Genomic DNA, 23,664 nt, shown 5'->3' on the forward strand with positions numbered 1-23,664 from the left:
GGTGATATTTTGGATAATCAAAGCGAATACTCAAGTGTGGCTGTAACAGCTGAACAAATTGTGTCTTGGCCCAGGGTCGCAGCGGTTTCTGTAATGATTGCATTTTCATTACCGACTTTCATAACTGGGATTGAGATTTATCAAGGGTTAACTGTTCCTGATACGGTGTGGGCTTTGATTATCGGCTCAGTTTTGCTAACTATCATTGGTGGCACAATGGGCGCTATTGGCGCTAAAACCCGCTTAAGCTCTTATCTGTTGGTGAGAATAGCATTTGGAGATAGGGGAGCTGGTGTTGTTAATTTAGCTTTTGCTTTGTCACTTATAGGCTGGTTTGGCGTCAATATAGACCTTTTTTCTGGTGCAGTGAGCCGCTTGGCATTAGACGTTTTTGAGTTACATATTCCTGACTGGCCAATAGAAATGGCGGCTGGTATTTGCATGATAATTACCACTATTTTTGGATTTAAAGCAATCAATATACTGGCTTCGATTATGGTTCCTGTGCTGGTAGTGGTAACGGCTATGATGTTTTGGGCTGCTTACAATCAATTAAGTTTAGAGCAGTTTTGGTATTTTGAAAAAAGCGCCACGCTAACATTAAGTGATGCCGTCAGTGCCATAGTAGGAGCGATTATTGTTGGCGCGATTATTCTTCCTGATATCACTCGCTTCACTAAGCACTGGACCGGTGGAGTCTATACCGCTTTTTGGGCTTATATGGTGGTTGAACTGATCGTGTTATTTGTAGCTGCATTTGCCGCTGCTGCTATTGGGCAATCTGAAATTTTAAGTTTAATGTTAGCTTTAGGTTTGGGGTTAGCGGCTTTTGTGATTGTGATTGCAGGCAGTTGGTTACTTAATTCCTTAAATCTTTACAGCACTATGCTGAGTGTTGAAGCTACCTGGCCAAAAATTACGGGTAAGCTGTATACCTGTTTATTCGGATTGGCTGGGATCATCGCGGCCTTCTTTAATATTCTAGATGTGTTTATTGCTTTCTTGTCTTTTTTAGCCGCGATATTTGTGCCCGTATCGGGTGTTATTATGGTTGATTTCTTATTTATAAGGCGAGAGTTTTATAATCTTGATTCTCTTAAGAATAATGTAAAGTTTTCACCTGCTGCTTTTATTGCCTGGTTACTCGGTGCAGCCCTTGCAGTGTTTAGTGATGCGGCATTCATGCCATCTTTTACCAGCATCACCGTGTTAGATGCTGTTTTAATTTCTGGCATTGTTTATGCGCTGCTTTGTCATGTTTGGTCTACCCCCGTTAAAAATGTCGAAGGAGAAATCTAATGCATATAGGTATTGATGTTGGCGGCACACACACAGATGCTGTATTGATTAGTGGTGATGATATTTTAGCAAGTACCAAAGCACTTACCTCTGCAGATATTGTTACTGGGGTCGTCAATGCATTGACCACTATTCTCACTGATGGTGTGGTATCTGGCACTCAAATAGATGCAATTATGATTGGCACCACACAGTTTACTAATGCTGTGGTAGAACGCAGGGAGTTGTCTGAAGTTGCGGCCATTCGTATTGGTTTACCTAGCGGTGAAGGGTTACCTCCTATGGTGGATTGGCCTGCTGATATTAAAGCTGCTGTAGGTAATCATGCATATATGATTAAAGGGGGCTACCTCTACGACAATTGGCCATTAGCCCAGTTTGATGAGGCGGAAATAAATGACGTATTGCATGATATAAAAAGAAAAGGCCTAACCAATATATCTATAGCGTCGGCTTTTTCTCCTATGAATCCAGAGCCAGAGTTATTTCTTGCTGAAAAAGTAAAAGCGGTGATCCCAGAAGCTAAGATTACGTTGTCTCATAATATTGGGCGTTTAGGAATATTAGAAAGAGAGAATGCTTCCATTTTAAATACCGCCCTTTTGGACTTTGCAGACAGAGTGGTTGACGCGTTTGGTATGGCTATTAATAAACTTGGTATTCAGTGCCCAGTATTTATTAGCCAGAATGATGGCACCTTAATGAATGCCAGTTACGTCAAAAAATTTCCTGCCTTAACCTTTGCATCTGGACCCACTAACTCATTAAGAGGCGCGTTCAAACTATCCGGAGTAGCCAATGCCATAGTGGTAGATATTGGCGGCACCACATCAGATATTGGCGTATTGCAAAATGGCTTTCCTAGAGAGTCTAGCGCTATTGTTGATATAGGCGGAATACGCACTAATTTCAGAATGCCAGATATCAATGCAATAGGCTTGGGCGGGGGCAGTATGGTTACACCTGACGGCCTGCAAATTGGCCCGCAGTCCGTAGGCCATAGGTTAGTTGATGACGGGCTAGTGTTTGGTGGTGATATTTTAACGGCTACTGACCTTATAGTTGCCGCTGGTGGCGCTGAAATTGGGGATAAAACTAAGTTACAGCAGTTATCGAAAGAGGTAGTTGCAAGTGGCATAAAGACGATTAACCAAATGCTTGATCGTGGCATTGATATGATGAAGCTCAATAGTGAACCTGTACCTGTAATTTTAGTTGGCGGCGGTGCTGTGTTAGTGAGTGGAGATTTGAAATCGGCATCACAGGTGTTACGTCCTAAACATGCTGAAGTTGCGAATGCCATAGGGGCATCTATCGCCAAGATCAGTGGTGAGAGTGAAAAAATGGTGTCCTATCAGAATATTCCCCGTGACAAAGCAATAGAAGAAGTGAAGCAAGAAGCCTTTAAACGTGCCATAGCCGCCGGCGCGTCTGAGGTATCATTAGAAATGGTTGATATCGAAGAAACCGCAATTCCCTATATGGATGGTGCCTGCACCAAATTAAGAATAAAAGTTATGGGTGATGTGAAAGCATTGGCTTCAACGACTCATAATAAGATAGAGGAAGCATCATCATGAATCTAGACGAATCACATTTAGAGGATTTAGCACTTGGTGCTGTCTTTTTGGCTACAGGTGGAGGTGGTGATCCTTATGTATCTAAATTACTCACGGCTTTGGCATTCAAAAAATACGGCCCTGTGAACTTGATAGAAGTGAGTGAATTATCAGATGACGCCCATGTGGTGACTATTGGTGGCGTAGGCGCCCCCACTGTAGGGTTAGAGTTACTGCCATCACAAAATGAAAGTTTTGAAGCTTTGTTGGCTTACGAAAAGCACACTGGCAGAAAAGTTGATGCCCTTGTTTCTTTTGAAATAGGCGGTGGAAATTCATTAATACCTATAATGGCTGCTTTAGCTAAAGGTATTCCTGTGGTAGATGGTGACGGAATGGGGCGTGCCTTACCTGAGGCTCAAATGATGACATATGCAATATGTGGTGCTTGCCCAACACCGGCAGTCGCTTTAGATTATGAAGGTAACGCTACGTTATTCTCTACCAAAGACACCCATACTTTCGAACGCCATATTAGAGGCTTAACTCAAGCCTCAGGTGGCATGATGTTATCTATTGACCACCCCATGACAGGTGCCTTTCTGAAAAAAGCCATTATACCTGGCACCGTGAGCTTCTCGGTTAAATTGGGTGCTTTGTTGCGTGAAAACAGAGGCAGTGCAGAACAATTATTATCGCCATTACAGGCTTTGTTTAAAGACTCTGTATACGGTGAGTGCCGTCTTTTATATACGGGGAAAGTCACCGATAAGCATAACTCAGTAGTAGGCGGCTTTGATGTTGGTGAAGTGACTATTGCTTCATTTGAAGAACAAACACCACCTATGAGTATCTGTATTAAAAATGAATACTTAATTGCTAAATTAGATGGCAAGGTTGTGGCTAGCGTCCCAGATTTAATAGTAATAGTTGAATATGAAACCTCCAGCCCTATAAATGCCGAAAGATTAAGGTATGGGCAGAGGTTGGCTGTTTTTGCTATCGGTTGCCCTGAGTTTTATAGAACACCCGAAGCGCTTAAAGCTGTGTCGCCAAGGTGTTTTGGTTTTGACCTTGATTATGTTCCTTTGGAAGCTATTTAATATATTTAAAGAACATGAAAAAATTGCAATTAGGCTGTTAAGCTCTCATAATTCAACTGGTCAAACCAGAGGTGAGCGTCATGACTAGCATTAATCCACTAAGAAAATTTGTTGATAAAGTAAATCAATACCCAATTTGGGTCAGTTCAAAACTCATGACCTGGGTATTCAGATATAAAGTTAAACTAGCAGGAACTACTGGGATTGAAGTTTTGCGCACCGATGGTAAGTCAGCTACCTACAGGCAAAAAAATAAGAGTAAAGCACAAAACCATATTGGCAGCGTCCATGCCGCCGCCATGGCTTTGCTAGCAGAATCTTGTACTGGATTTATAGTGGGTATCAATCTACCCGCCGATAAATTACCACTCATAAAAACAATGAATCTGAATTATGTAAAGCGGGCCACGGGCGACATGACGGCCGTGGCAAGCCTCACAGATGAACAAATTAATTTGATGCAGACCACTGACAAAGGCGAGGTTAATGTGAAAGTAGTGGTTCAAGATGAGACAGGAATAGAGCCCTTGATTTGTGAAATGATTTGGGCATGGGTTCCTAAGCGCTAGTTAGAATTTGCTGTTAGATGATTCACATGTCATAAAAAATTAATCACAAAACTTAGAAAAATAGTTGACAGATTTTTGATTTAAATTATAAAGCAAGATACAAGGTTCAGTGTTTTACCTTGGCTTAACCTTGTTTCTTTTAAACCAATAATTTAAATGATTTTGATAGGTACTGCGATGACAAAACTTACCAGAGAATCTTTAGTCAATCGATTATTCAACGATCCTAAAAACTATCCATATGGGTTTTCCCGTTCAGGTGATTTTTCAATAAATGAAAGCAAAGCTTTATCTCAATATGGGGCACTCATCGCTGCATTAGTTGATGGTGAAATTTCACCTTCAACACCCGAGGAAGAGAGTTTTTTGGCTTCGGCTTTTGGTAAACAAGACCCAAAAAGTATTGCTGAAAAAGCTTGGTTAAAATATCAAAAACGAATTAATCGCCCTAAAATGGGAAGTATCTATGGTTCACACAAGGCTTCTGTTGATATTGACAATGAAAGTACCGATGAAGATGACGATATTCCCATAGAATTAGAAGATGAATAGGATGCTTTAACTATTTATTTTGTTTTTTATGGTTTTTTATTCTAAAATTTAGGTCGTTTTATTTTTTATTGGTATATTTATCCTAATATTGCCGTATATAGGAATATGTATCTCACTTTTATGGTTCTAGCTGTTTATTCTTTCTAACTGCTCACGTATAGTGCCCGTCCTTATTTAATAACCTTCTTTGGGAGATTTCGTTATGGAAATGATGTCAGGCGCTGCAATGGTTGTGCGAGCGCTTAAAGACGCTGGAGTTAAACATGTATTTGGTTACCCTGGTGGTTCTGTACTAGATATTTACGATGCTTTATACGTTCAAGATGACGTTGAACATATACTAGTCAGACATGAGCAAGCTGCTGCCCACATGGCAGACGGATATGCCAGAGCTACGGGTGAAACTGGAACTGTTTTAGTAACTTCTGGTCCAGGTGCAACCAATACCATTACAGGTATTGCAACTGCATATATGGACTCAATTCCACTAGTAGTACTTTCAGGTCAAGTCCCTACTATGCACATTGGCGAAGACGCATTCCAAGAAACGGATATGATTGGTTGTTCACGACCTATAGTGAAACATAGCTTTTTAGTTAAACGCGCAGTGGATATTCCTGGAGCAATCGCTAAGGCCTACCATATTGCTAACACAGGGCGTCCCGGACCTGTGGTTGTGGATTTGCCAAAAGATATTGTGAACCCACAAGAATCACACCCTTATGAATTTCCAAGTTCGGTAGAATTACGTTCATATAATCCTACATTGAAGGGGCATAATAAGCAGGTTAAGAAAGCCATTGAAGTTATAAAAGCTGCCAAACGTCCTGTTATGTATGTCGGTGGTGGAGCGGTAGCGTGTGAAGCTACTGATTCAGTTACTAAACTGGCTGAAACCTTAGGCTGTCCGGTAACTTCTACTTTGATGGGCCTAGGTGCTTTCTCTGGTGTACATCAGCAATCTGTTGGCATGTTAGGAATGCACGGTACCTTTGAAGCGAATAAGACTATGCATAATGCTGATTGTATTATCGCATTAGGCGCTCGCTTTGATGATAGGGTAACCAATAATGTTGCTAAGTTTTGTCCGAATGCAACCATAGTACACGTGGATATTGATCCTACTTCTATATCTAAAACGGTTGCAGCCCATATTCCTGTCGTTGGCTCTATCGATAGAGTATTAGAGCAGTTTTTTGAAAAGTTAGAAGACTTCGATACCGAAGCTCAAGCTGAACGTTTAGCTGATTGGTGGCAAGAAATTAATCAATGGCGTGCTAAAAAATGCCTTGAATATAAAACCAGTGACACTCAGATAAAACCTCAAGAAGTGGTGCAATCACTTTATAAGCATACAGGTGGCGATGCGTACATTACCTCTGATGTAGGTCAACATCAGATGTTTGCTGCACTTTATTACCCATTCTCTAAACCTCGCCGCTGGATCAATTCAGGTGGCGCAGGAACCATGGGATTTGGTTTCCCAGCTGCGATGGGCGTGCAAATGGCTCACCCTGAAGCAGTTGTTGCTTGTGTGACAGGTGACGGCAGTATTCAAATGAATATTCAAGAGCTAGCGACCTGTTTGCAATACAATATTCCAGTGAAAATTATATCTATTAATAACCGTGCTCTAGGTATGGTTCGCCAATGGCAAGACATGATTTACAAAGGTCGTCATTCTCACTCATATATGGATTCATTACCTGACTTTGTAAAACTGGCTGAAGCTTATGGTCATATCGGCATAAGGGTTGATAAGCCTGAAGAGTTAGATGATGCCATGAAACGCTGTTTTGCTGAGAAAGACAGATTAGTGTTTATGGACATCAGAGTAGATCAAAATGAGCACGTATATCCAATGCAAATTAAATACGGTGCTATGGATGATATGCGTTTAAGTAAGACGGAGCGTACCTAATGAGAAGAATTTTATCTGTATTGATGGAAAACGAACCAGGTGCTTTGTCTCGATTGGTTGGTGTTTTTTCGCAACGTGGCTATAACGTTGACTCATTGAGTGTTGCGCCAACAGATGATAAAAGTTTATCAAGGTTGACCATAGTGACTGAGGCTGATGACAAAGTAATTGAACAAATTACTAAACAAGTCAACAAGCTAATTGATGTATTAAAAGTGTCTGATCTATCTGACGGCGTGCATATTGAGCGAGAGCTTATGTTGATTAAAGTCGCCACTCGCAGTGAGTCGATACGCGCTGAGATAAAACGTAATGTGGATATTTTTAGAGCTCAAGTTGTTGATGTAGATGCTCATAACTATACGATTCAAATTACAGGTACTAGTGATAAGTTAGACGCATTTGCGTATACGCTAGGGCAAAGTACTGAAATTATCGAAGTATCAAGGTCAGGTGTATGTGGCTTGGCTAGAGGTGAAAAAGCACTTCGACCTTAGTTATCACTGATAAAGCAGTCTTGATAATAGAGGATTAGATTTTTAAAAAGCAAACAGCGTAAGCTGTTTGCTTTTTTTGTATTAAAATTCAATACGATTGATTACCAAACTAGCTCCGCAAAGTGTTTTCTACACATAGATTCATATCTATCATTGCCACCCACTTCTACTTGCTCTCCTTCTTTTACAGCATTGCCATGCTCATCAATCCTGACTACAAAGGCAGCCTTTCGTCCACAGTGGCAGATGGTTTTCAATTCAATTAGCTTGTCAGCCCAAGCCAGTAAATATCGGCTACCTTCAAAGGTTTCTGCTAAAAAGTCTGTTCGAAGACCATAGGCTAAAACCGGGATATTCATATTGTCTACTACATATATAAGTTGTTGGACTTGTTGTTTAGTTAAAAATTGTGCTTCATCGATAAAAAGACAATCAATCACTTTTTCTTTATTAAGAGTTTGAATAGTATCTTGTAGGTCAGTTTTAGGTGTAAAAAGGTTAGCACTAGATTCTAAGCCAATTCTTGAGGCAACTTTCCCTTTACCGAATCTATCATCTAAGGCTGCGGTGAATATTTCTGGACGCATACCTCTTTCAGTGTAGTTGTAAGCGGATTGTAATAAGGACGTGGATTTACCAGCATTCATTGCTGAATAATAAAAATAAAGTTGTGCCATAGGGTGATCTCTTCGCAAGAAATTGTTGTGTTATTTACGACTGAAAAATAAAGTGGGATGTTTGCAGGCTAATAACAGATAATACTTAATATTACCTGTATGCAGTTGATATTGTTACTTTAATTGCAAGGCTTAGATGTTAGGTTTTTATTGTGGTTTTTTGCCAATCAGATAAATCTTTATTTTTCATAGGTTTAGCAAAGTAGTAACCTTGCAAATAATCTACACCCATTGCCGATAGGGCCATAGCTTGCTCTTTAGTTTCCACGCCTTCGGCTATGGTTTGACACCCTAGCTCCCTAGCAATGAATAAGGTGGCTCTTATAATTGCTTCACCTTTACCTTCAATATTATCTACGAAGGTTTTATCAATCTTTACAAAATTAACGGGTAAAGCTTGTAATTGCGATAATGACGAATAACCTGTGCCAAAATCATCGATTGATACGGCTATATTGCGAGCTCGAATTTGTTCAAGTTGTTGCAAAATGAATGCTTGATTTTCGACAAAGGTTGATTCGGTTACTTCTAGATGTAATCGTTCTGGCGGCAGTCCACTGCTTTGTAAGCATTTATCTAGAAGGCGTATAAATCCTTTATCCATAAGTTGGATAACAGATACATTCACTGATACCGCTACTTTTGGTGCGTCATGCCAATGGACCGCATCCATACAGGCTCGATTTAATACCCATGCGCCAATTTCTTTTATTAACCCAGACTTTTCTGCTAAGGGAATAAATACATCGGGGCCTATAAATTTACCATCAAAGTCCCACCTTAATAACGCTTCGTTAGCCCAACAATTATAGCCTTTTGCTTTTTGTATAGGTTGGTAACATAAATATAATTGTTTGTTTTCGATAGCATGTTGTAGTCCTTCCAAAATGGCCTGTGAGGCTAAGATCCTTTCTTTTACATCATTTGAAAATAATTGGGGCTTATTGTTACTAGATTGCTTTTGCTCACACATAGTGAGATCCGCTAGTTGAATTAACTCGGTTGCCGATTGGCTATCATTTGGGGCCATAGCAATGCCAATCGATGCCGTTAGGTGTATTTCATTTCCATGTACATAAATAGGTTGAGAAATACTATGGCTCATAGCTTGTGCGATTTCCAAAGCGGTATTAGAGTCACTATAGGGCAGGGCAATTAGAAACTCATCACCACTCCATCTTCCTGCTCTATGGTTTTCTGAAAATGCCGAGATTCTCTGGGTTACCTGCACTAAAACGCTATCACCTACTTTATGGCCCATAGTGTCATTAATATTTTTGAAACTAATTAAATCGATAAAAAGTAATGCCAATGGCCTGTCTTTTTCTACTGCTTGTTTAACTAGTGTTTTTAGATTTGCAGTAAATGCTTTTCGGTTATCCAATTTTGTCAATGAATCTAGGTTACTAAGGTTATATATTTCCTCTGTTCGCGCCTTAATCTGTTCTTCTAGGTTTTGGTTTACTTGATTGAGGGCTTCCGTAGTTGTAGTTAATTCGTGATTAATAGTCGCAAATCGGTTTTTCTCTTCTATCGCTTTGGTAACCAATTTTTGGTTAACATTTTTGTTGTATATAGCCTGTTCAGTAAATCGCGAGTTCTTTAAACTATAAATTATCATCAGTACGCAGTAAGAGAGGCTTAATATACCTAGGTGAACTCTTTCACTTTGATCAGCAAATATTCCCATAATAGCTGTGGGTGCTAGTATGATAATTGAATAGCTAATAGCTATAAAACTACTCGCAGAGAACATAGACGCAGAAGCTCCAGCTAATGAAGCCAGTATGACAATAAAGCAGGTAAACTCGGAGACCTGCATAGCATCAAAAAATAAGAATGCGTACATAGACCACATAATTGAAGTTAAAATAGTACCTACTGCGTAACGCTGTATACCTAAAGGCCCGGAGTCAGCACTTACATTTTTTTTTGATTTCCATAAAGCTATATCTATTATGCGGCCCACTAAGATAAGGTTAATTGTACCCAACCAATAAGCCTTTTCGTCGAGAAGAGCACCATCTGCAAACAGTAATACAAGCATAACGGTGGCGACTATGTTGGTTAAAACACCAAGTACGCCATTACTGTACAAGCTATTTGCGGCATCAAGTTGCAGTCTTTGTTGAAGTGAAGTGTCTATGTTAATGCCAAAGCCCTTTTAGAAACTGATGGGACTATCGAAACTCTTTTAATCATTAAGGTTAACCCGATAGCTTTATTATTTTTCTCTGTGATCTTAGCATACGACTTTAGTCCAATTAATATGAATTTAAATGTGTTTTAAAGCAGGTGGGTATTAATCGGCATAACTAACACACTGTCGGCTTGCTGGCATAGTCTAGCTAAATTAATTTTGCCTATATTTGTATTGTGATTAGTTATTTTAGGTTAGGTAAATTATCTGTTATTTGTTTTCACTAGGGCTTTAGAAGTAGGTTAAAATACTCCGATACGCCATTGAAAACTATATGAAGAGGTTAGTTTTGCAGCAAAAAAAAGTCGTCGCCCCCAAATTTGAGTTGTCTTTTTTAGGGCCTAAATATTGGCCTACTTGGGTTAGTGTAATTTTTTTGTATAGTATTTCTTGGTTACCTTATTCTGTACAAAGCCCAATTGGGAAGTTGATTGGCAAAATATTAAAAGTGGTTGCCAAAAAACGTTACCTAGTCGCGAAGCGTAATATAGATTTGTGTTTTCCTAATATAAGTACAGAGCAGCGTGCACAAATGCTTAAAGAAAACTTAGACAACGCAGGTATGGCGCTTCTTGAAACGGGTATGGGCTGGTGGTGGCCAGATTGGCGTGTTAAGAATATGGTTGAGTATGAAGGTTTGGAATTAATCGATGAAATCCAGGCCCAAGGTAAAGGTGTTCTTGGTTACGCTATTCATAATATGAATATTGAGTTTGGCTGTCGAATGTTAGGCATAAAAAAGCCATCAGTGGTTTTTTATCGTAAGCATAACAACCCTTTAATGGAATACATGCAATATCATGGTAGAAACCGTGCTAATAAGTACATGATCCACAAGCGTAATGTCAAAGGGTTGATACAGGCATTAGACGAAAAAGAGCTTTGTTTGTATTTACCTGATCAAGATTATGGACGCAAAAAGTGTGAGTTCACGCCATTTTTTGCAGTTCCTGAAACTGCTACCACTACAGGGTCTTTATTGTTTGCAAAGCAAGCCGATTGTGAGACTGTATTCTTTGTATCTTTAAAGACCAAGACCGGCTACAAAGTAAAAGTGTTACCCGGACTGGAGAATTTCCCTTCAGGTGACGATAAGTATGATGTTACCCGTATCAATGAGATGGTTGAAAAAATGATTTTGTTAGCGCCAGAGCAGTACTTATGGATGCATAAACGTTTTAAAACACGTCCTAATAAAGAAGACCCATCGTTATACGATTAAGAAAATTAAGAGTTTGTAAGAGTCATGAGTAAAACTAAAAAAGGTTCGAGTTCTTTATTTTGGCTTAAGCACTTAATGCTTGCTGTAAGTATTATAATCATTGCAGGCATAGTGCTGTATTTACAACAGACTAACTTGAATACGGTTAGGCCAGAAGGGGATACCGGTCATAAGTCCATTGAAACTAACATGAGTAACTTTTATGCGGACTATCGTTTGTCATCACGTCACCCCAGAGAAGAAGATTTAGGGGACTTTGTTATTGAGGTCAATACGTCTGAAACGCCACTAAGTGAACGTTTACAAAAAATGGAAAGCCTCCAAAAGCCTATTTCTGGACGCTGGGTTGGTGAACATAAACACCGTACTTTCAAAGTAGGAAGTACACTTAGAAGTGCAATCACTAATTTTGCTGAGTCTGAAGGAATGCAGGTGATTTGGGAGTTAGAGCGGGACTTTATTGTTAAGCACCATTTTCAGTTAGATGATTCGATTTTGGGCAGTTTGAACATGATTGCGACTGCAATTGATGCTGAGTTTGATGGTGAGGTAAAAGCCTATATGTGTCCCAAACAGCGATCACTAGTTATCACAGCTAAAGCCAATGACTACTTGACTCGCGAATGTACGCAGGCTAGATAGCCTCAGAAAACCTAAGCAATAAGGTTTTGTAGATATTTATCCCAAATAGTTTCTACATTAGCTTGGTGTTTAGTTAGCTCCTCAGTTGCCTCAGCCCATTTTTCGTTTTGTAACGCTAACCTATGCATTTTATTGCGAAATGTTAAATAAGCTTCTATCAGTAGTCTTGCTTCTTGATTAGTTAGCAATGCAAATTTGGCTAGGTCCTCAAGTATCCTGATGTTGTCTGTTCTCTTCGCTAGTGCGGGGTGCTGTTCTGTGTAGGCAAGTACCATAAATTGGGTAATAAACTCTATATCAGCAATGCCTCCTTTACGTTGTTTTAGATCTAATTGAGTTGAATCACCTGTTGTTAAGTGTTTACGCATTTTCTCACGCATATCTACCACTTCACTGGCAAGCTCTTTTAGTACTCTAGGTTTTGAAAGCGTATCAAAGCGAATTTTATCAAATTGTACTTTTAAAGGGGTATCCCCAGATATGAAGCGAGCTCGGCACAAAGCTTGATGTTCCCACGTCCAGGCATTGTCCATTTGATAACTCGCGAAACCATCAATATGGCACACTAAAAGCCCGGCATTGCCTGAAGGTCTTAAGCGCATATCCACTTCATAGAGCAAACCGAGTCCTGTTTTGATGGTGAGTATATGCATGATCCGTTGAGCTAGTTTTATATAGAATTTGATTGATTCAGTCGCTTTTGAGCCCAGAGTTTCTTGGTTACCAACGCAACTGTGTACAAACACTAAATCTAAATCTGAGCCATAACCAAGTTCCCAACCGCCTAATTTTCCAAATCCTATGACTGCAAATCCTTTATTCTGAATACTCATAGGGCCGTGAGTTTCACAAACTGGTACACCAAATTTAGCTTCCATTTGCCCCCAAGCTAAGTCTACAGCCTGATGCAAAATAGACTCAGCTAACTGAGAGAGATGGTTACTCACCTCTGTGATAGGTAATACCCCAGTAATGTCAGCTGCAGCAATTTTTAACTGTTGGCTAAGTTTAAATTGCCTAAGCGTCTCAAGTTGTAATTCCAAATCTTCTGGTTCAACTCTTAGTAATAGCTGTCTTAGCTGATCCTTATATTCGTTAAGTTGTATGGGTTGGTATAGTTCAGCAGGGTTAATGAGTTCATCAAGTAGTAATGGAAACCTAGCTATTTGTGCTGTCACCCAAGGGCTAGCGGCACATAATTTTATGAGGTGCTTTAATGCACCCAAATTTTCAGATAATAGTTGTAAGTAAGCTGTGCGCCCAAGTATAGAGGTGAAAACAATCAGCACCCGCTCTAGTAATTGTTCTGGGTCGGTACCTTCGCTTTTAGAAAGTACAAGATTAATAACAGTGGGCATAAGGTTATTTAATGTGTCTAGGCCTCTTTGTCCAACCCGTTTCTTTATTAAATTCTGTTTAAATTCTGTCAGTTGTTTATGTACTGATAAGCCAAGCTCTGCGTTAAAGAAATGAGCTTCAATATTTGCATTCCAATGAAGCAATAAACTTTGGGTTTCTTCGGCGCTGAGATCCAGTAACCAAAGGTCCTGGGCAGCTTGCTGGTGGTCGTCTACTAAGGCTTTTTCTGTATGATTGGTTTCTCTTATCAAAAGGGAAAACTGCCGATGAACTTGTTGACAATGGTGCTGAACTTGCTTTTGAAACTTAGGATAGTTTTCAATATCCATTATCCAAAGTAAACGTTTTTGATCCAATGTATCTGTGGGTAATAGTTGAGTTTGTTTATCTGCAAATTGCTGTAAACAGTGCTCTACTTTTCGCAGCCATAAATAACTTTGTCTTAATTCTGCGGCGCTGTCTGTAGGGAGAAGTGACTCTTGGGTTAAGACTGTTAATGCCAATTGTAAGCTTTGCACTTGCAAGCTTTGCATTCGGCCACCATTAATTAACTGCATACTTTGTACAACGAATTCAGCCTCACGAATTCCACCCTCACCGAGTTTTATATTGTTACTAAGGCCTCGTCTTCGTACCTCTTGTTCTATCATTGATTTCATCACTCTTAGCGAATCAATAGCGCTGTAGTCTAAATACCGGCGATAGATAAAAGGTTTTAGTATGGTCCTAAGCTCTTGGCTGTAATTTGATTCTGAGTTGAGTATACGAGCCTTAAGCATGGCATAACGCTCCCATTCTCGGCCTTGTTCTTGGTAATAATCTTCTAACGCATCAAAATGCATAACCAGAGGGCCGCTATCTCCAAAAGGCCTCAAGCGCATGTCCACTCGATAAACTTGTCCATCAGCTGTTATCTGATCTAACGCCTTAATAAGTTTTTGAGCCAATTTTGTAAAAAATTGTTGATGCTCAATTGATTTTTGTCCGCCTTGGGTATTGCCTTGAGAGGGGTAGGTAAAAATCAAATCTATATCTGATGAAAAGTTGAGTTCATGGCCACCAAGTTTTCCCATACCTAGAATAAGCATAGGTTGGGGCCCTGAGTCACCATTGGGTACTCCAAAACGAGGTTGCAATGAATGATAAAGCCAATCGTTGGTTTGCACTATGAGTTGGTTTGCAAGCTCGGATACTTGGTGTAAAGAATCCTCAATGGTTTGTTGCTTTAGCAGGTCTTTCCAGGCAATGCACAGCATGTGGTAGTGACGAAAATCTCGTAAAGCTTTATGTAAACTTGATTCATCATTAATAATACTCAGTGTTTCATGCAACCGCTTTTTAAATTGGTTAGTATCAATTTCGCCTTTGTTTGCAATTAAAAAAGTTTCTAGCCATTCAGGATGAGAAAGGCTGTGCTTGTGAATAAAGTCACTTAAGGTCAATGCTGTTCTTATGTCGCTCTTGAGGGGCTCTAATGACTTACAAAAATTAACATTGGCACTAAATTCTTGCCATCTTTGTTCGGCTAACAGGTTCAATTCGTTGGGTAAATTACTGAATACCGACTTCATACGTTTGATACCTTGTTGCAAGGCTTTGGGCTTGACTCTAATCGTTTTATGTTTTTAATACTTGAGTCACTTAACTGATTATTAACCAATTTAATTTTATCTGCCTTGTTTAACTTTTTAATCCAAATTTCAGTTTTTAACGCTTCAGAATGGGTTAGGGCCTTACTATAAAACTTTAGAGTGAGTGGGCCTTTACCTTTTAAGGCTTTGGCACATTTAGGGCCGCTTTCTTGATGCTCATTGAAACGTCGCTGAATGTCTTTGGTTATTCCTGTGTAATATTGTTTGAGCTTGTTCTCAATAATATATACATGCCAGTGTGTCACTGAGTGCCTTTACCTTAAATACTTTTTGCCTAGTGTACTTTGTTCTTGTCTTTGATTTATATAAATATTTGGTGTGCAAATGGGTTAGCAAATATTATGATAAAGACCTACAAACTTTTAGTTAGTTAAATGAACACGTCAGTTTCAAAAAACACCTCGACTTATTCAACTATAGAAGAAACTTTAAATGCGCTGACCCATGGTTTGGGGTTTCTTGCAGCATGCATTGGGTTGGCATTAATGCTACTCAAAGTCGATGGCTTAATGGCCCAGTTTGTATGTGTAATCTATGGATTATCCATGATGTTAATGTTTTTATCATCAACTATGTACCACGGGGTAAGTCGCCCAGATCTTAAAGCAAAGTTAAAGCTGTTTGACCATGTTGCAATTTATTTGTTGATAGCGGGTACTTACACACCATATACAATTTTTGCTGTTGGGGGCCAATTAGGTATGTTGGCTATTTGCTTAATTTGGGCCTTGGCCGCAATTGGTATTTACTGTAAATGTTTTGTCAGTAGCCGTTTCCCAAAGTTGTCCTTAATTACCTATTTATTGATGGGTTGGCTGGCGGTGTTTTTTGCCTTCCCTTTATACAACTCTCTACAAGCAGAAGGGTTTTGGCTACTTCTGGCTGGTGGCTTATGCTATACCTTAGGTGCGGTATTTTATGCGGCTAAACAATTTCAGTTTACTCATGTTGTTTGGCATTTATTTGTTATTGCAGGTTGCGTTTGCCATTTTTGGTCAATATACCAATACGTCATTTAATCAGCTCATATTTATGTATACCTGATTGCAATCAAGGATAACATTTCTCTAGGTATTTAATTGCTATGCCTTAGTTACATCGCTTAAGCTAACAGTTAACTATCTTTTCCTTATCTCGGATTGAGCGATTTTTATTTATGTATGAGAGTTATTACGGGCTAAAGTCCAAACCGTTTCAATTGACACCTGACCCAAGTTTCTTTTTTGGGAGTAAGTGGCATAAGCGCGCCATGTCATACCTTCAATATGGTCTATCTCAAGCCGAGGGGTTTATAGTCATTACTGGTGATATAGGGACAGGTAAAACGACTATTGCCAACAGTTTGTTAGACGATATGCAAGAAGATATCGTGGCTGCACAAATTGTATCTCCAAAACTGTCCCCCGACGAATTAGTAAAAATGGTAGCCAGTAAATTTAGTGTGCCAGTTAAGGGCAGTACTAAAACAGATATATTAAATGATCTCGAATTATTTTTGATGGATCTCCACAAACAGGGGAAACGAGCTTTATTGCTAGTAGATGAGGCGCAAAACTTACCATTAGAGACCATTGAAGAGCTACGAATGCTGTCTAATTTTCAAGCGGCAGGTAAACCTTTGTTACAAAGCTTTTTACTAGGGCAAGAAGAGTTACAGCCCATTTTACGGGCGCCCAACATGGAGCAGTTTAGGCAGCGCATTGTTGCATCCTGTCATTTAGCGCCATTAACGGATACAGAATGCCAAGCCTATATTGAGTATCGCATGCAGCATGCTGGCTGGTCTGGAGCGACTTTGTTTTCAGCAGAGGCATACGATCGAATTTATCAGTTTACCCATGGTGTACCTCGTAAAATTAATACCCTTATGGACAGAATACTTTTGTATGGTTTTCTTGAAGAGTTAGAAACCCTAGATGAAAATGCTGTTGAAAATGTAATAAAAGAAGTGTCAGTAGAAATGTTTCAGCCAGAAAACCAAGACGCAGCCCCACCAAAAATAAAAAGTGCTTCGGGAATTCTTGATGCAACCACAGAAGACGGACAAATTAAGGACGTTGATTATTATAAAACTATGTTAACTGAGTTAGTTGACGCATTAGATAACGCCCTGAGTCAAAAGATAAAGCTTACTCGATATATAGACCGTTTATTACAAAAAAAGTACAAGACCTACGTCAGAATGAAGTCTGATGATTAGTTTTAGAGGCTCCAGCTCATTAATTTAAATTAGGACACAAAATAATTAAGTTTTTATGACAAAAGTCGATGAATAAGTTTTATGAATGGGATAATATCTTATACGCAGGTATTTTCTATTCTGCTTAGGCTCAAAAAACTTTGATATTTGTGTCTTTACTTTAAGTTTGGGAGTGTTCTATGAAAAACTTAATTGGGGATAGACGAAGGTCGTCTGAAGGAGATCCCAGTAATTTTGTTATCAAGGAACGACGGAAAGCTTATTACCATGGCAAGTATCATAGAAGAGAGTTAGTTCTTTTAGTTTGCATAACATGTGTGTTGATATTTCTGCTGCAACATAATGGATAATGTTCATTGTGTATAGAAATGAATTAAAAAAGCCGATTACTAAAATTTAGTAATCGGCTTTTTTAGTTTTAGTAGACTAATTGTGGCCTTTAGCGGGTCAACTTAGATTGAATAAACTCGGCAAGTTTAGCGCTGGCTTGTGGGTGCGCAGAATTACCACTAAATAAACAAATTTTGATCTTACCTAACTCAGGTAAGCTTTTATGTTTAATTATATCTAACTGCTCAGGAACACTGCTTTTAGCTAGAGCGGTAATACCAAGGCCCTGTTTTATTGCGGCAGTGATCCCAGTTAAGTCTGCATTGGTGTAGCTTATTTTCCATTTTTGAGTTTGTTGTTTTAGTTTACTGATTACTCTACTTCTGTATACACACCCGTTTGGAGCAAGTACTAAGGATAATGCTTGAGTTTGTAATCCTAATGCTTTGTCACCTACCCATACTAAATCATCGTGTAATAGTATTTGACCATCAAAGGATTCGTTTGGATCCACTAATGCCATAATTAAATCAAACGACTCAGAGGTATCTTTGGCTAACAAAGATTTGCTCAACGCTGACGTGACCTCAAGGGATACATCAGGGTAGAGTTTGCCAAATTCACCAATAATATTAGGTAATAAAGTTGTTGCAAACTCACTGGGTATACCCAAACGTAAACGCCCTTTTAAACCAGTAGGCTGAAACTGTTTAAATATATTATCGTTTAGAGCAAGCATGGTTCGTGCTTGTTGATATAAAGCAAGGCCATCTTGATTAACAACCTGCCGTTGACCTTGTTTATGAAAAAGGCGTTTTGTGAGTTGTTGCTCTAGGCGCTTAATTTGTAAGCTGATAGCGGGTTGAGAACGCCCTAGCATTTCACCCGCTTTAGCGTAACCACCTAAATCTACTACTGTGACAAAAGTGCGTAAATTATCGAGTGATAGTTGTCTCAAAGTTAGGCCTTGATAAATAAGAGTTTTAAATGCTTATTTAATAATACATTAAAAATATAAATGTATAGATTAAAACTTTCAATTTGTTGTGAATAATCTCAGTGCATATACTCAGCTCAATCTATTTTCAATGGACATTAAATCACATGCCAAATAAAACAGCTTTACATGCTCTGCACTTAGCGTCTGGTGCTAAAATGGTGGATTTTCATGGTTGGGAAATGCCAATTAATTATGGCTCTCAAATTGAAGAGCATCACGCTGTAAGACAAGGCGCAGGCATGTTTGATGTGTCTCACATGACAATCGTTGATATTACTGGTAACCAAGCTCAAGCTTACTTACGTTTTTTGTTGGCTAACGATGTGGCCAAGCTACAAGACAAAGGAAAAGCATTATACAGCGGTATGTTGAATGAAACTGGCGGTGTGGTAGATGATTTAATTGTTTATTATTTTGACGTGACTAATTATCGCCTAGTGGTTAACTCTGCTACCCGTGAAAAAGACATGAACTGGTTGAATTCTCAAGCATCTGATTTTGACGTCACTATTACCGAGCGCCCAGAGTTTGCAATGATTGCGGTTCAAGGCCCAGATGCTAAAGCTAAAGCAGCGAAGCTTTTTTCAGCCGCTCAAGTCGAGTCAGTTGCAGATATGAAGCCATTTTACGGTGTGCAAGCTGAAGACTTATTTATTGCCACCACCGGATACACAGGCGAGGCAGGCTACGAAATCATGGTGCCTGTTGATGATGCCGCAGACTTTTGGCAAAAGCTGTTAGACGCAGGCGTGGTACCTTGTGGGCTAGGAGCCAGAGATACTTTGCGATTAGAAGCGGGTATGAATTTGTACGGTCAAGATATGGACGAAACCATATCACCTCTTGCCGCCAATATGGGCTGGACAATCACTTGGGAGCCAAGTGATAGAAACTTTGTTGGCCGTAGCGCACTTGAGCAGCAAAAAGCGCAAGGCACTGAAAAATTAGTAGGCTTAGTGATGACCGATAAAGGCGTATTACGAGCTGGCCAAAAAGTAAAAGTAGCAGGTGGCGAGGGGGTTATTACTTCGGGTAGCTTCTCACCAACATTAGGTCACAGCATTGCCATGGCCAGAGTTCCTGCGAGTGTCGAAGCTGACGCAGAAGTTGAAATCCGTAAAAAGTGGGTTACAGTGAAAGTGGTCAAACCCAGCTTTGTCAGAAATGGTAAAAGTGTCTTATAACTGTCATTAATAACAAGCAAAATTACATCAAACTAAATAAAAACTAGGAACTAAGATGAGCAATATCCCAACAGAATTACGTTACGCAAGTACCCATGAATGGGTTCGTCCAGACGGCGATGGTGTATTTACCGTAGGTATTAGTGACCACGCCCAATCATTACTGGGTGATATGGTGTTTGTTGAATTACCAGAAATCGGCTCTGAAGTTGGTTCGGGTGACGATGTCGCTGTCGCTGAGTCTGTAAAAGCTGCGTCTGATGTATATGCACCGATCAGCGGTGAAATAGTTGCTGTGAATGAAGAGCTAGAAGATTCTCCTGAACTTGTAAACTCAGATGCTTACGGTGATGGTTGGCTGTTTAAAATCAAAGCTGAAGACCCAGAAGAAGTGAATGCCTTGTTAGACGCTGAAGCATACGAAGGCAACATCGAAGAATAGCAAGCCTAGGGCAAGTATTGCCCAATTGTTTGGTACTTCTTTTTAGCACCTAACGCTGCTGTTTTGTTTTACACATTTTAGCCCTAAGGCCAAAGTGCATAAACTTTGGTCTACTGCCTCTTATTAGGAATTATTAGTTAGCCATGTCTGTCACTCACTCTCTATCTCAACTTGAACAAACCCAAGATTTTGTCCGTCGTCACATAGGCCCAAGTGACACAGAAATGGCAGCTATGTTGTCTGACATCGGAGCCACATCACTAGATGACCTCATGCAGCAAACAGTACCTGAGGGGATCCGCTTAGCCGAATCTTTGAAAGTAGGCGAGGGTGAAACAGAAGCTAACGCATTAGCTTATTTAAAAAATGTCGCAAGCAAAAACAAAGTGATGCGCTCGTTTATTGGTATGGGTTACTACGACACCCTAACGCCTAACGTTATTCTGCGTAATGTTCTTGAAAACCCAGGCTGGTACACAGCTTATACCCCTTATCAACCAGAGATTGCCCAAGGCAGATTAGAAGCCTTATTAAACTTTCAACAAGTGACTATTGATTTAACAGGCATGGAGCTCGCGTCTGCTTCATTACTAGATGAAGCCACCGCAGCTGCCGAAGCAATGGGCCTTGCCAAGCGTATGTCTAAAAACCGTAAAGCCAACAGTTTTTATGTGGCTGACGATGTACACCCACAAACCTTAGACGTAGTGCAAACCCGTGCCGATATGTTTGGCTTTAATATCATAGTAGGCCCAGCGGCTAAGGCCAGTGACAACGATATATTTGGTGCCTTGTTGCAATACCCCGGCACATCTGGAGCAATTAACGATATTTCAGAGATTATCGCTGCAGTTCAAAGCAACAAAGGTATTGTTGCCGTTGCCGCTGATTTACTAAGCTTAACCTTGCTGACTCCTCCGGGTGAATTAGGGGCTGATGTTGTATTAGGTAGCGCCCAGCGTTTTGGTGTACCTATGGGATATGGCGGGCCACATGCTGCATTTTTTGCTACCCGCGATAGCTACAAGCGCTCATTGCCCGGGCGTATTATTGGTGTATCTAAAGACACTCGAGGTCGCCCAGCGCTGCGCATGGCATTGCAAACCCGTGAGCAACATATTCGCCGCGAAAAAGCCAACTCAAACATATGTACCGCCCAAGTATTATTAGCCAATATGGCATCGTTTTATGCCGTGTATCATGGCCCAGTAGGCCTTAAAACTATTGCATCTCGGGTTCATAGATTTGCCGATATCCTAGCTGCGGGGCTGCAAAAGTCAGGCTTTGAACTGGTTAACAATACTTGGTTTGATACACTTTCAGTGAAAGTGAGTGCTAACAAAGATAAAATTTTGGCGGCAGCCTTAGCGAGTAACTTAAACCTACGTAGCGACCTTGACGGAGCGTTAGGCATTAGCATTGACGAAACCACTAGTCGCGAAGACCTACAAGCCGTATACCAAGCCTTTGTAGGAGCAAATGTAGAGCTAGATATAGATGCCTTTGATAAAGACATAGTTGCCAATGGCAGCCAATCTATTCCTGCTAATTTGCTAAGAACATCTGACTTTATGACGCACCCGGTATTTAACAGCTACCACAGCGAAACAGAAATGCTGCGTTATATCAAATCATTGGAAGACAAAGACCTAGCTCTAAACCACTCCATGATTTCACTTGGCTCTTGCACCATGAAGCTAAACGCCACAGCAGAAATGCTACCGGTAACTTGGCCAGAGTTTGGGCAACTACACCCGTTTGCACCAATCGAGCAAGCTCAAGGCTACAAACAAATGATGGACGAGCTAAGCGAGTGGTTAATTGACATTACCGGTTACGATGCCTTATCAATGCAACCAAACTCAGGGGCACAAGGTGAATACGCAGGCCTCATCACCATTCAAAAATATCACGAAAGCCGCGGTGAAGGGCATCGTAATATTTGTTTAATCCCAAGCTCTGCCCATGGTACCAACCCAGCATCTGCCCAAATGGTGAGTATGAAGGTAGTAGTGGTTGCCTGTGATAAAGACGGTAACGTTGATTTAGCTGATTTACGCACTAAAGCCGCAGAAGTGGCAGATAACCTGTCTTGCGCCATGATCACTTATCCGTCTACCCACGGTGTATACGAAGAAACCATCAAAGAAATGTGCGACATAGTGCACGAGTTTGGCGGCCAGGTGTATATGGATGGCGCAAACATGAACGCTCAAGTTGGGGTAACATCACCAGGCTTTATTGGTTCAGACGTGTCGCACCTTAACCTTCACAAAACCTTTTGTATTCCCCACGGTGGCGGTGGCCCAGGTATGGGACCAATAGGTGTAAAAGCCCATCTAGCGCCATTTTTACCAAACCATAAAGTGATAGGGGTCGAAAACGCAGGTGATGGCCAAGTACGTGAGCATGGAGCGGTATCGGCTGCGCCATGGGGTAGTGCGTCAATACTGCCAATTAGCTATATGTACATCAAAATGATGGGCAGCGCAGGCCTTAAAAAAGCCACCGAAGTTGCCATGCTAAATGCCAACTACGTAGCAGACAAACTATCAGCTCATTACCCTGTGTTATACCGCGGCCGCAATAACCGCGTGGCGCACGAATGTATTATTGACCTGCGCCCACTTAAAGAAAGCTCTGGGGTAACCGAGATGGACGTAGCCAAGCGCCTCAACGACTACGGATTCCACGCGCCTACTATGAGCTTCCCTGTGGCAGGCACCTTAATGATTGAGCCTACTGAATCTGAAGCCAAAGCAGAGTTGGACAGGTTTATCGAAGCCATGGTGAATATTCGTTATGAAATCGCTAAAGTAGAAACAGGCGAATGGGACGTAATCGACAACCCATTACACAATGCCCCCCATACTTTAGATGATATTTGTGATAGCGAATGGACCCGCAGCTACGACAGGCAGTTAGCAGCCTATCCAGTAGAAGCGGTAAAACGTAATAAATTCTGGCCAAGTGTGAATCGTATTGATGATGTATACGGGGATAGAAATTTATTTTGTGAATGCCCAAGTATTGAGAGTTATCAAGATTAGGGATGTTTAAAAAATTGATTGAGGCGAGCAGGTAGCTCGCCTTTTTTTATGGCTGCGCCATAGGGCATGCGCTACGCACACAGAGCATGCACTTCGTGCACTGGTTATGTGCTGCGCGCATTGAGACTATTCACTTCGCTCATTAAGCATGCGCTACGCACACAAGGCATTCACTTCGTTCACCGCAATCCATTGCGGGTTTCAAA

Annotated in this window: 19 protein-coding genes; 14 read left to right on the forward strand and 5 right to left on the reverse strand. The window is 40.5% G+C overall.

Annotated elements, in window-relative coordinates; translation table 11 throughout:
- The first annotated feature begins 9 nt into the window (after positions 1-9).
- From EOK74_RS19635 to ilvN, 7 genes are all read left to right on the forward strand, one after another.
- On the forward strand, positions 10-1,299 hold the full coding sequence (locus tag EOK74_RS19635) for a purine-cytosine permease family protein (RefSeq protein WP_239024188.1): 1,290 nt from the start codon (positions 10-12) through the stop codon (positions 1,297-1,299).
- Positions 1,299-2,879, forward strand: a complete 1,581-nt coding sequence (locus tag EOK74_RS19640; RefSeq protein ID WP_133471818.1) for a hydantoinase/oxoprolinase N-terminal domain-containing protein — start codon at positions 1,299-1,301, stop codon at positions 2,877-2,879. Before EOK74_RS19635 ends, EOK74_RS19640 begins: the two co-directional genes overlap by 1 nt.
- Positions 2,876-3,961 (forward strand): DUF917 domain-containing protein, encoded by a 1,086-nt coding sequence (locus EOK74_RS19645; protein WP_133471819.1) that lies wholly within the window; start codon positions 2,876-2,878, stop codon positions 3,959-3,961. Before EOK74_RS19640 ends, EOK74_RS19645 begins: the two co-directional genes overlap by 4 nt.
- Positions 3,962-4,041: 80 nt before the next feature.
- A complete protein-coding gene (locus EOK74_RS19650) occupies positions 4,042-4,530 on the forward strand; it encodes a DUF4442 domain-containing protein (RefSeq protein WP_133471820.1) in 489 nt (162 codons plus the stop codon).
- A gap of 177 nt (positions 4,531-4,707) precedes the next feature.
- A complete protein-coding gene (locus EOK74_RS19655; RefSeq protein ID WP_133471821.1) occupies positions 4,708-5,082 on the forward strand; it encodes a MaoP family protein in 375 nt (124 codons plus the stop codon).
- A gap of 202 nt (positions 5,083-5,284) precedes the next feature.
- Positions 5,285-7,003, forward strand: coding sequence for an acetolactate synthase 3 large subunit (locus EOK74_RS19660; protein WP_133471822.1), 1,719 nt, complete (start codon positions 5,285-5,287; stop codon positions 7,001-7,003).
- Positions 7,003-7,500 carry an acetolactate synthase small subunit gene (gene ilvN, locus EOK74_RS19665; RefSeq protein WP_133471823.1) on the forward strand — a complete coding sequence of 166 codons (498 nt, stop codon included), beginning with the start codon at positions 7,003-7,005 and terminating at the stop codon, positions 7,498-7,500. The genes EOK74_RS19660 and ilvN overlap by 1 nt, the downstream gene beginning before the upstream one ends.
- A gap of 101 nt (positions 7,501-7,601) precedes the next feature.
- Here ilvN and EOK74_RS19670 read toward each other — a convergent pair whose 3' ends face one another.
- Together EOK74_RS19670 and EOK74_RS19675 are read right to left on the reverse strand one after the other, a co-directional pair.
- The gene (locus EOK74_RS19670; protein WP_133471824.1) at positions 7,602-8,177 is read right to left on the reverse strand and encodes a thymidine kinase; all 576 of its coding nucleotides are present in this window, start codon (positions 8,175-8,177) and stop codon (positions 7,602-7,604) included.
- Positions 8,178-8,316: 139 nt separating this feature from the next.
- Positions 8,317-10,224: a putative bifunctional diguanylate cyclase/phosphodiesterase gene (locus EOK74_RS19675; RefSeq protein WP_133471825.1), complete on the reverse strand. Its 1,908-nt coding sequence runs from the start codon at positions 10,222-10,224 to the stop codon at positions 8,317-8,319.
- A 442-nt stretch (positions 10,225-10,666) separates the two neighbouring features.
- On the opposite strand from EOK74_RS19675, the gene lpxL reads away from it, so the two are divergent.
- Both lpxL and EOK74_RS19685 read left to right on the forward strand, forming a co-directional pair.
- Positions 10,667-11,599 carry an LpxL/LpxP family Kdo(2)-lipid IV(A) lauroyl/palmitoleoyl acyltransferase gene (gene lpxL / locus EOK74_RS19680; RefSeq protein ID WP_133471826.1) on the forward strand — a complete coding sequence of 311 codons (933 nt, stop codon included), beginning with the start codon at positions 10,667-10,669 and terminating at the stop codon, positions 11,597-11,599.
- A 24-nt stretch (positions 11,600-11,623) separates the two neighbouring features.
- Positions 11,624-12,241, forward strand: a complete 618-nt coding sequence (locus EOK74_RS19685) for a toxin co-regulated pilus biosynthesis Q family protein (protein ID WP_239024189.1) — start codon at positions 11,624-11,626, stop codon at positions 12,239-12,241.
- An 11-nt stretch (positions 12,242-12,252) separates the two neighbouring features.
- Here the strand turns inward: EOK74_RS19685 and glnE are convergent, their stop codons facing one another.
- The gene (glnE, locus tag EOK74_RS19690) at positions 12,253-15,171 is read right to left on the reverse strand and encodes a bifunctional [glutamate--ammonia ligase]-adenylyl-L-tyrosine phosphorylase/[glutamate--ammonia-ligase] adenylyltransferase (protein ID WP_133471827.1); all 2,919 of its coding nucleotides are present in this window, start codon (positions 15,169-15,171) and stop codon (positions 12,253-12,255) included.
- On the reverse strand, positions 15,168-15,497 hold the full coding sequence (locus EOK74_RS19695) for a GIY-YIG nuclease family protein (protein WP_133471828.1): 330 nt from the start codon (positions 15,495-15,497) through the stop codon (positions 15,168-15,170). The genes glnE and EOK74_RS19695 overlap by 4 nt, the downstream gene beginning before the upstream one ends.
- Positions 15,498-15,626: 129 nt before the next feature.
- Between EOK74_RS19695 and trhA the strand changes: the two genes are divergently transcribed.
- Both trhA and EOK74_RS19705 read left to right on the forward strand, forming a co-directional pair.
- On the forward strand, positions 15,627-16,271 hold the full coding sequence (gene trhA, locus EOK74_RS19700; protein ID WP_133471829.1) for a PAQR family membrane homeostasis protein TrhA: 645 nt from the start codon (positions 15,627-15,629) through the stop codon (positions 16,269-16,271).
- Positions 16,272-16,408: 137 nt separating this feature from the next.
- Positions 16,409-17,452 (forward strand): XrtA/PEP-CTERM system-associated ATPase, encoded by a 1,044-nt coding sequence (locus EOK74_RS19705; RefSeq protein WP_133471830.1) that lies wholly within the window; start codon positions 16,409-16,411, stop codon positions 17,450-17,452.
- A gap of 439 nt (positions 17,453-17,891) precedes the next feature.
- On the opposite strand, the gene EOK74_RS19710 is transcribed toward EOK74_RS19705, so the two are convergent.
- Positions 17,892-18,740, reverse strand: a complete 849-nt coding sequence (locus EOK74_RS19710; protein ID WP_133471831.1) for a LysR family transcriptional regulator — start codon at positions 18,738-18,740, stop codon at positions 17,892-17,894.
- A 146-nt stretch (positions 18,741-18,886) separates the two neighbouring features.
- Here EOK74_RS19710 and gcvT point away from each other — a divergent pair, with 146 nt between their 5' ends.
- The 3 genes from gcvT (at position 18,887) to gcvP (ending at position 23,458) form a co-directional block, all read left to right on the forward strand.
- Positions 18,887-19,966, forward strand: a complete 1,080-nt coding sequence (gcvT, locus tag EOK74_RS19715) for a glycine cleavage system aminomethyltransferase GcvT (RefSeq protein WP_133471832.1) — start codon at positions 18,887-18,889, stop codon at positions 19,964-19,966.
- A gap of 55 nt (positions 19,967-20,021) precedes the next feature.
- Positions 20,022-20,408 (forward strand): glycine cleavage system protein GcvH, encoded by a 387-nt coding sequence (gene gcvH / locus EOK74_RS19720; RefSeq protein ID WP_133471833.1) that lies wholly within the window; start codon positions 20,022-20,024, stop codon positions 20,406-20,408.
- A 143-nt stretch (positions 20,409-20,551) separates the two neighbouring features.
- Positions 20,552-23,458, forward strand: coding sequence for an aminomethyl-transferring glycine dehydrogenase (gene gcvP / locus EOK74_RS19725; RefSeq protein WP_133471834.1), 2,907 nt, complete (start codon positions 20,552-20,554; stop codon positions 23,456-23,458).
- Positions 23,459-23,664: the final 206 nt, after the last annotated feature.

The sequence above is a fragment of the Paraglaciecola marina genome, from assembly GCF_004360155.1.
Classification (GTDB): domain Bacteria; phylum Pseudomonadota; class Gammaproteobacteria; order Enterobacterales; family Alteromonadaceae; genus Paraglaciecola; species Paraglaciecola marina.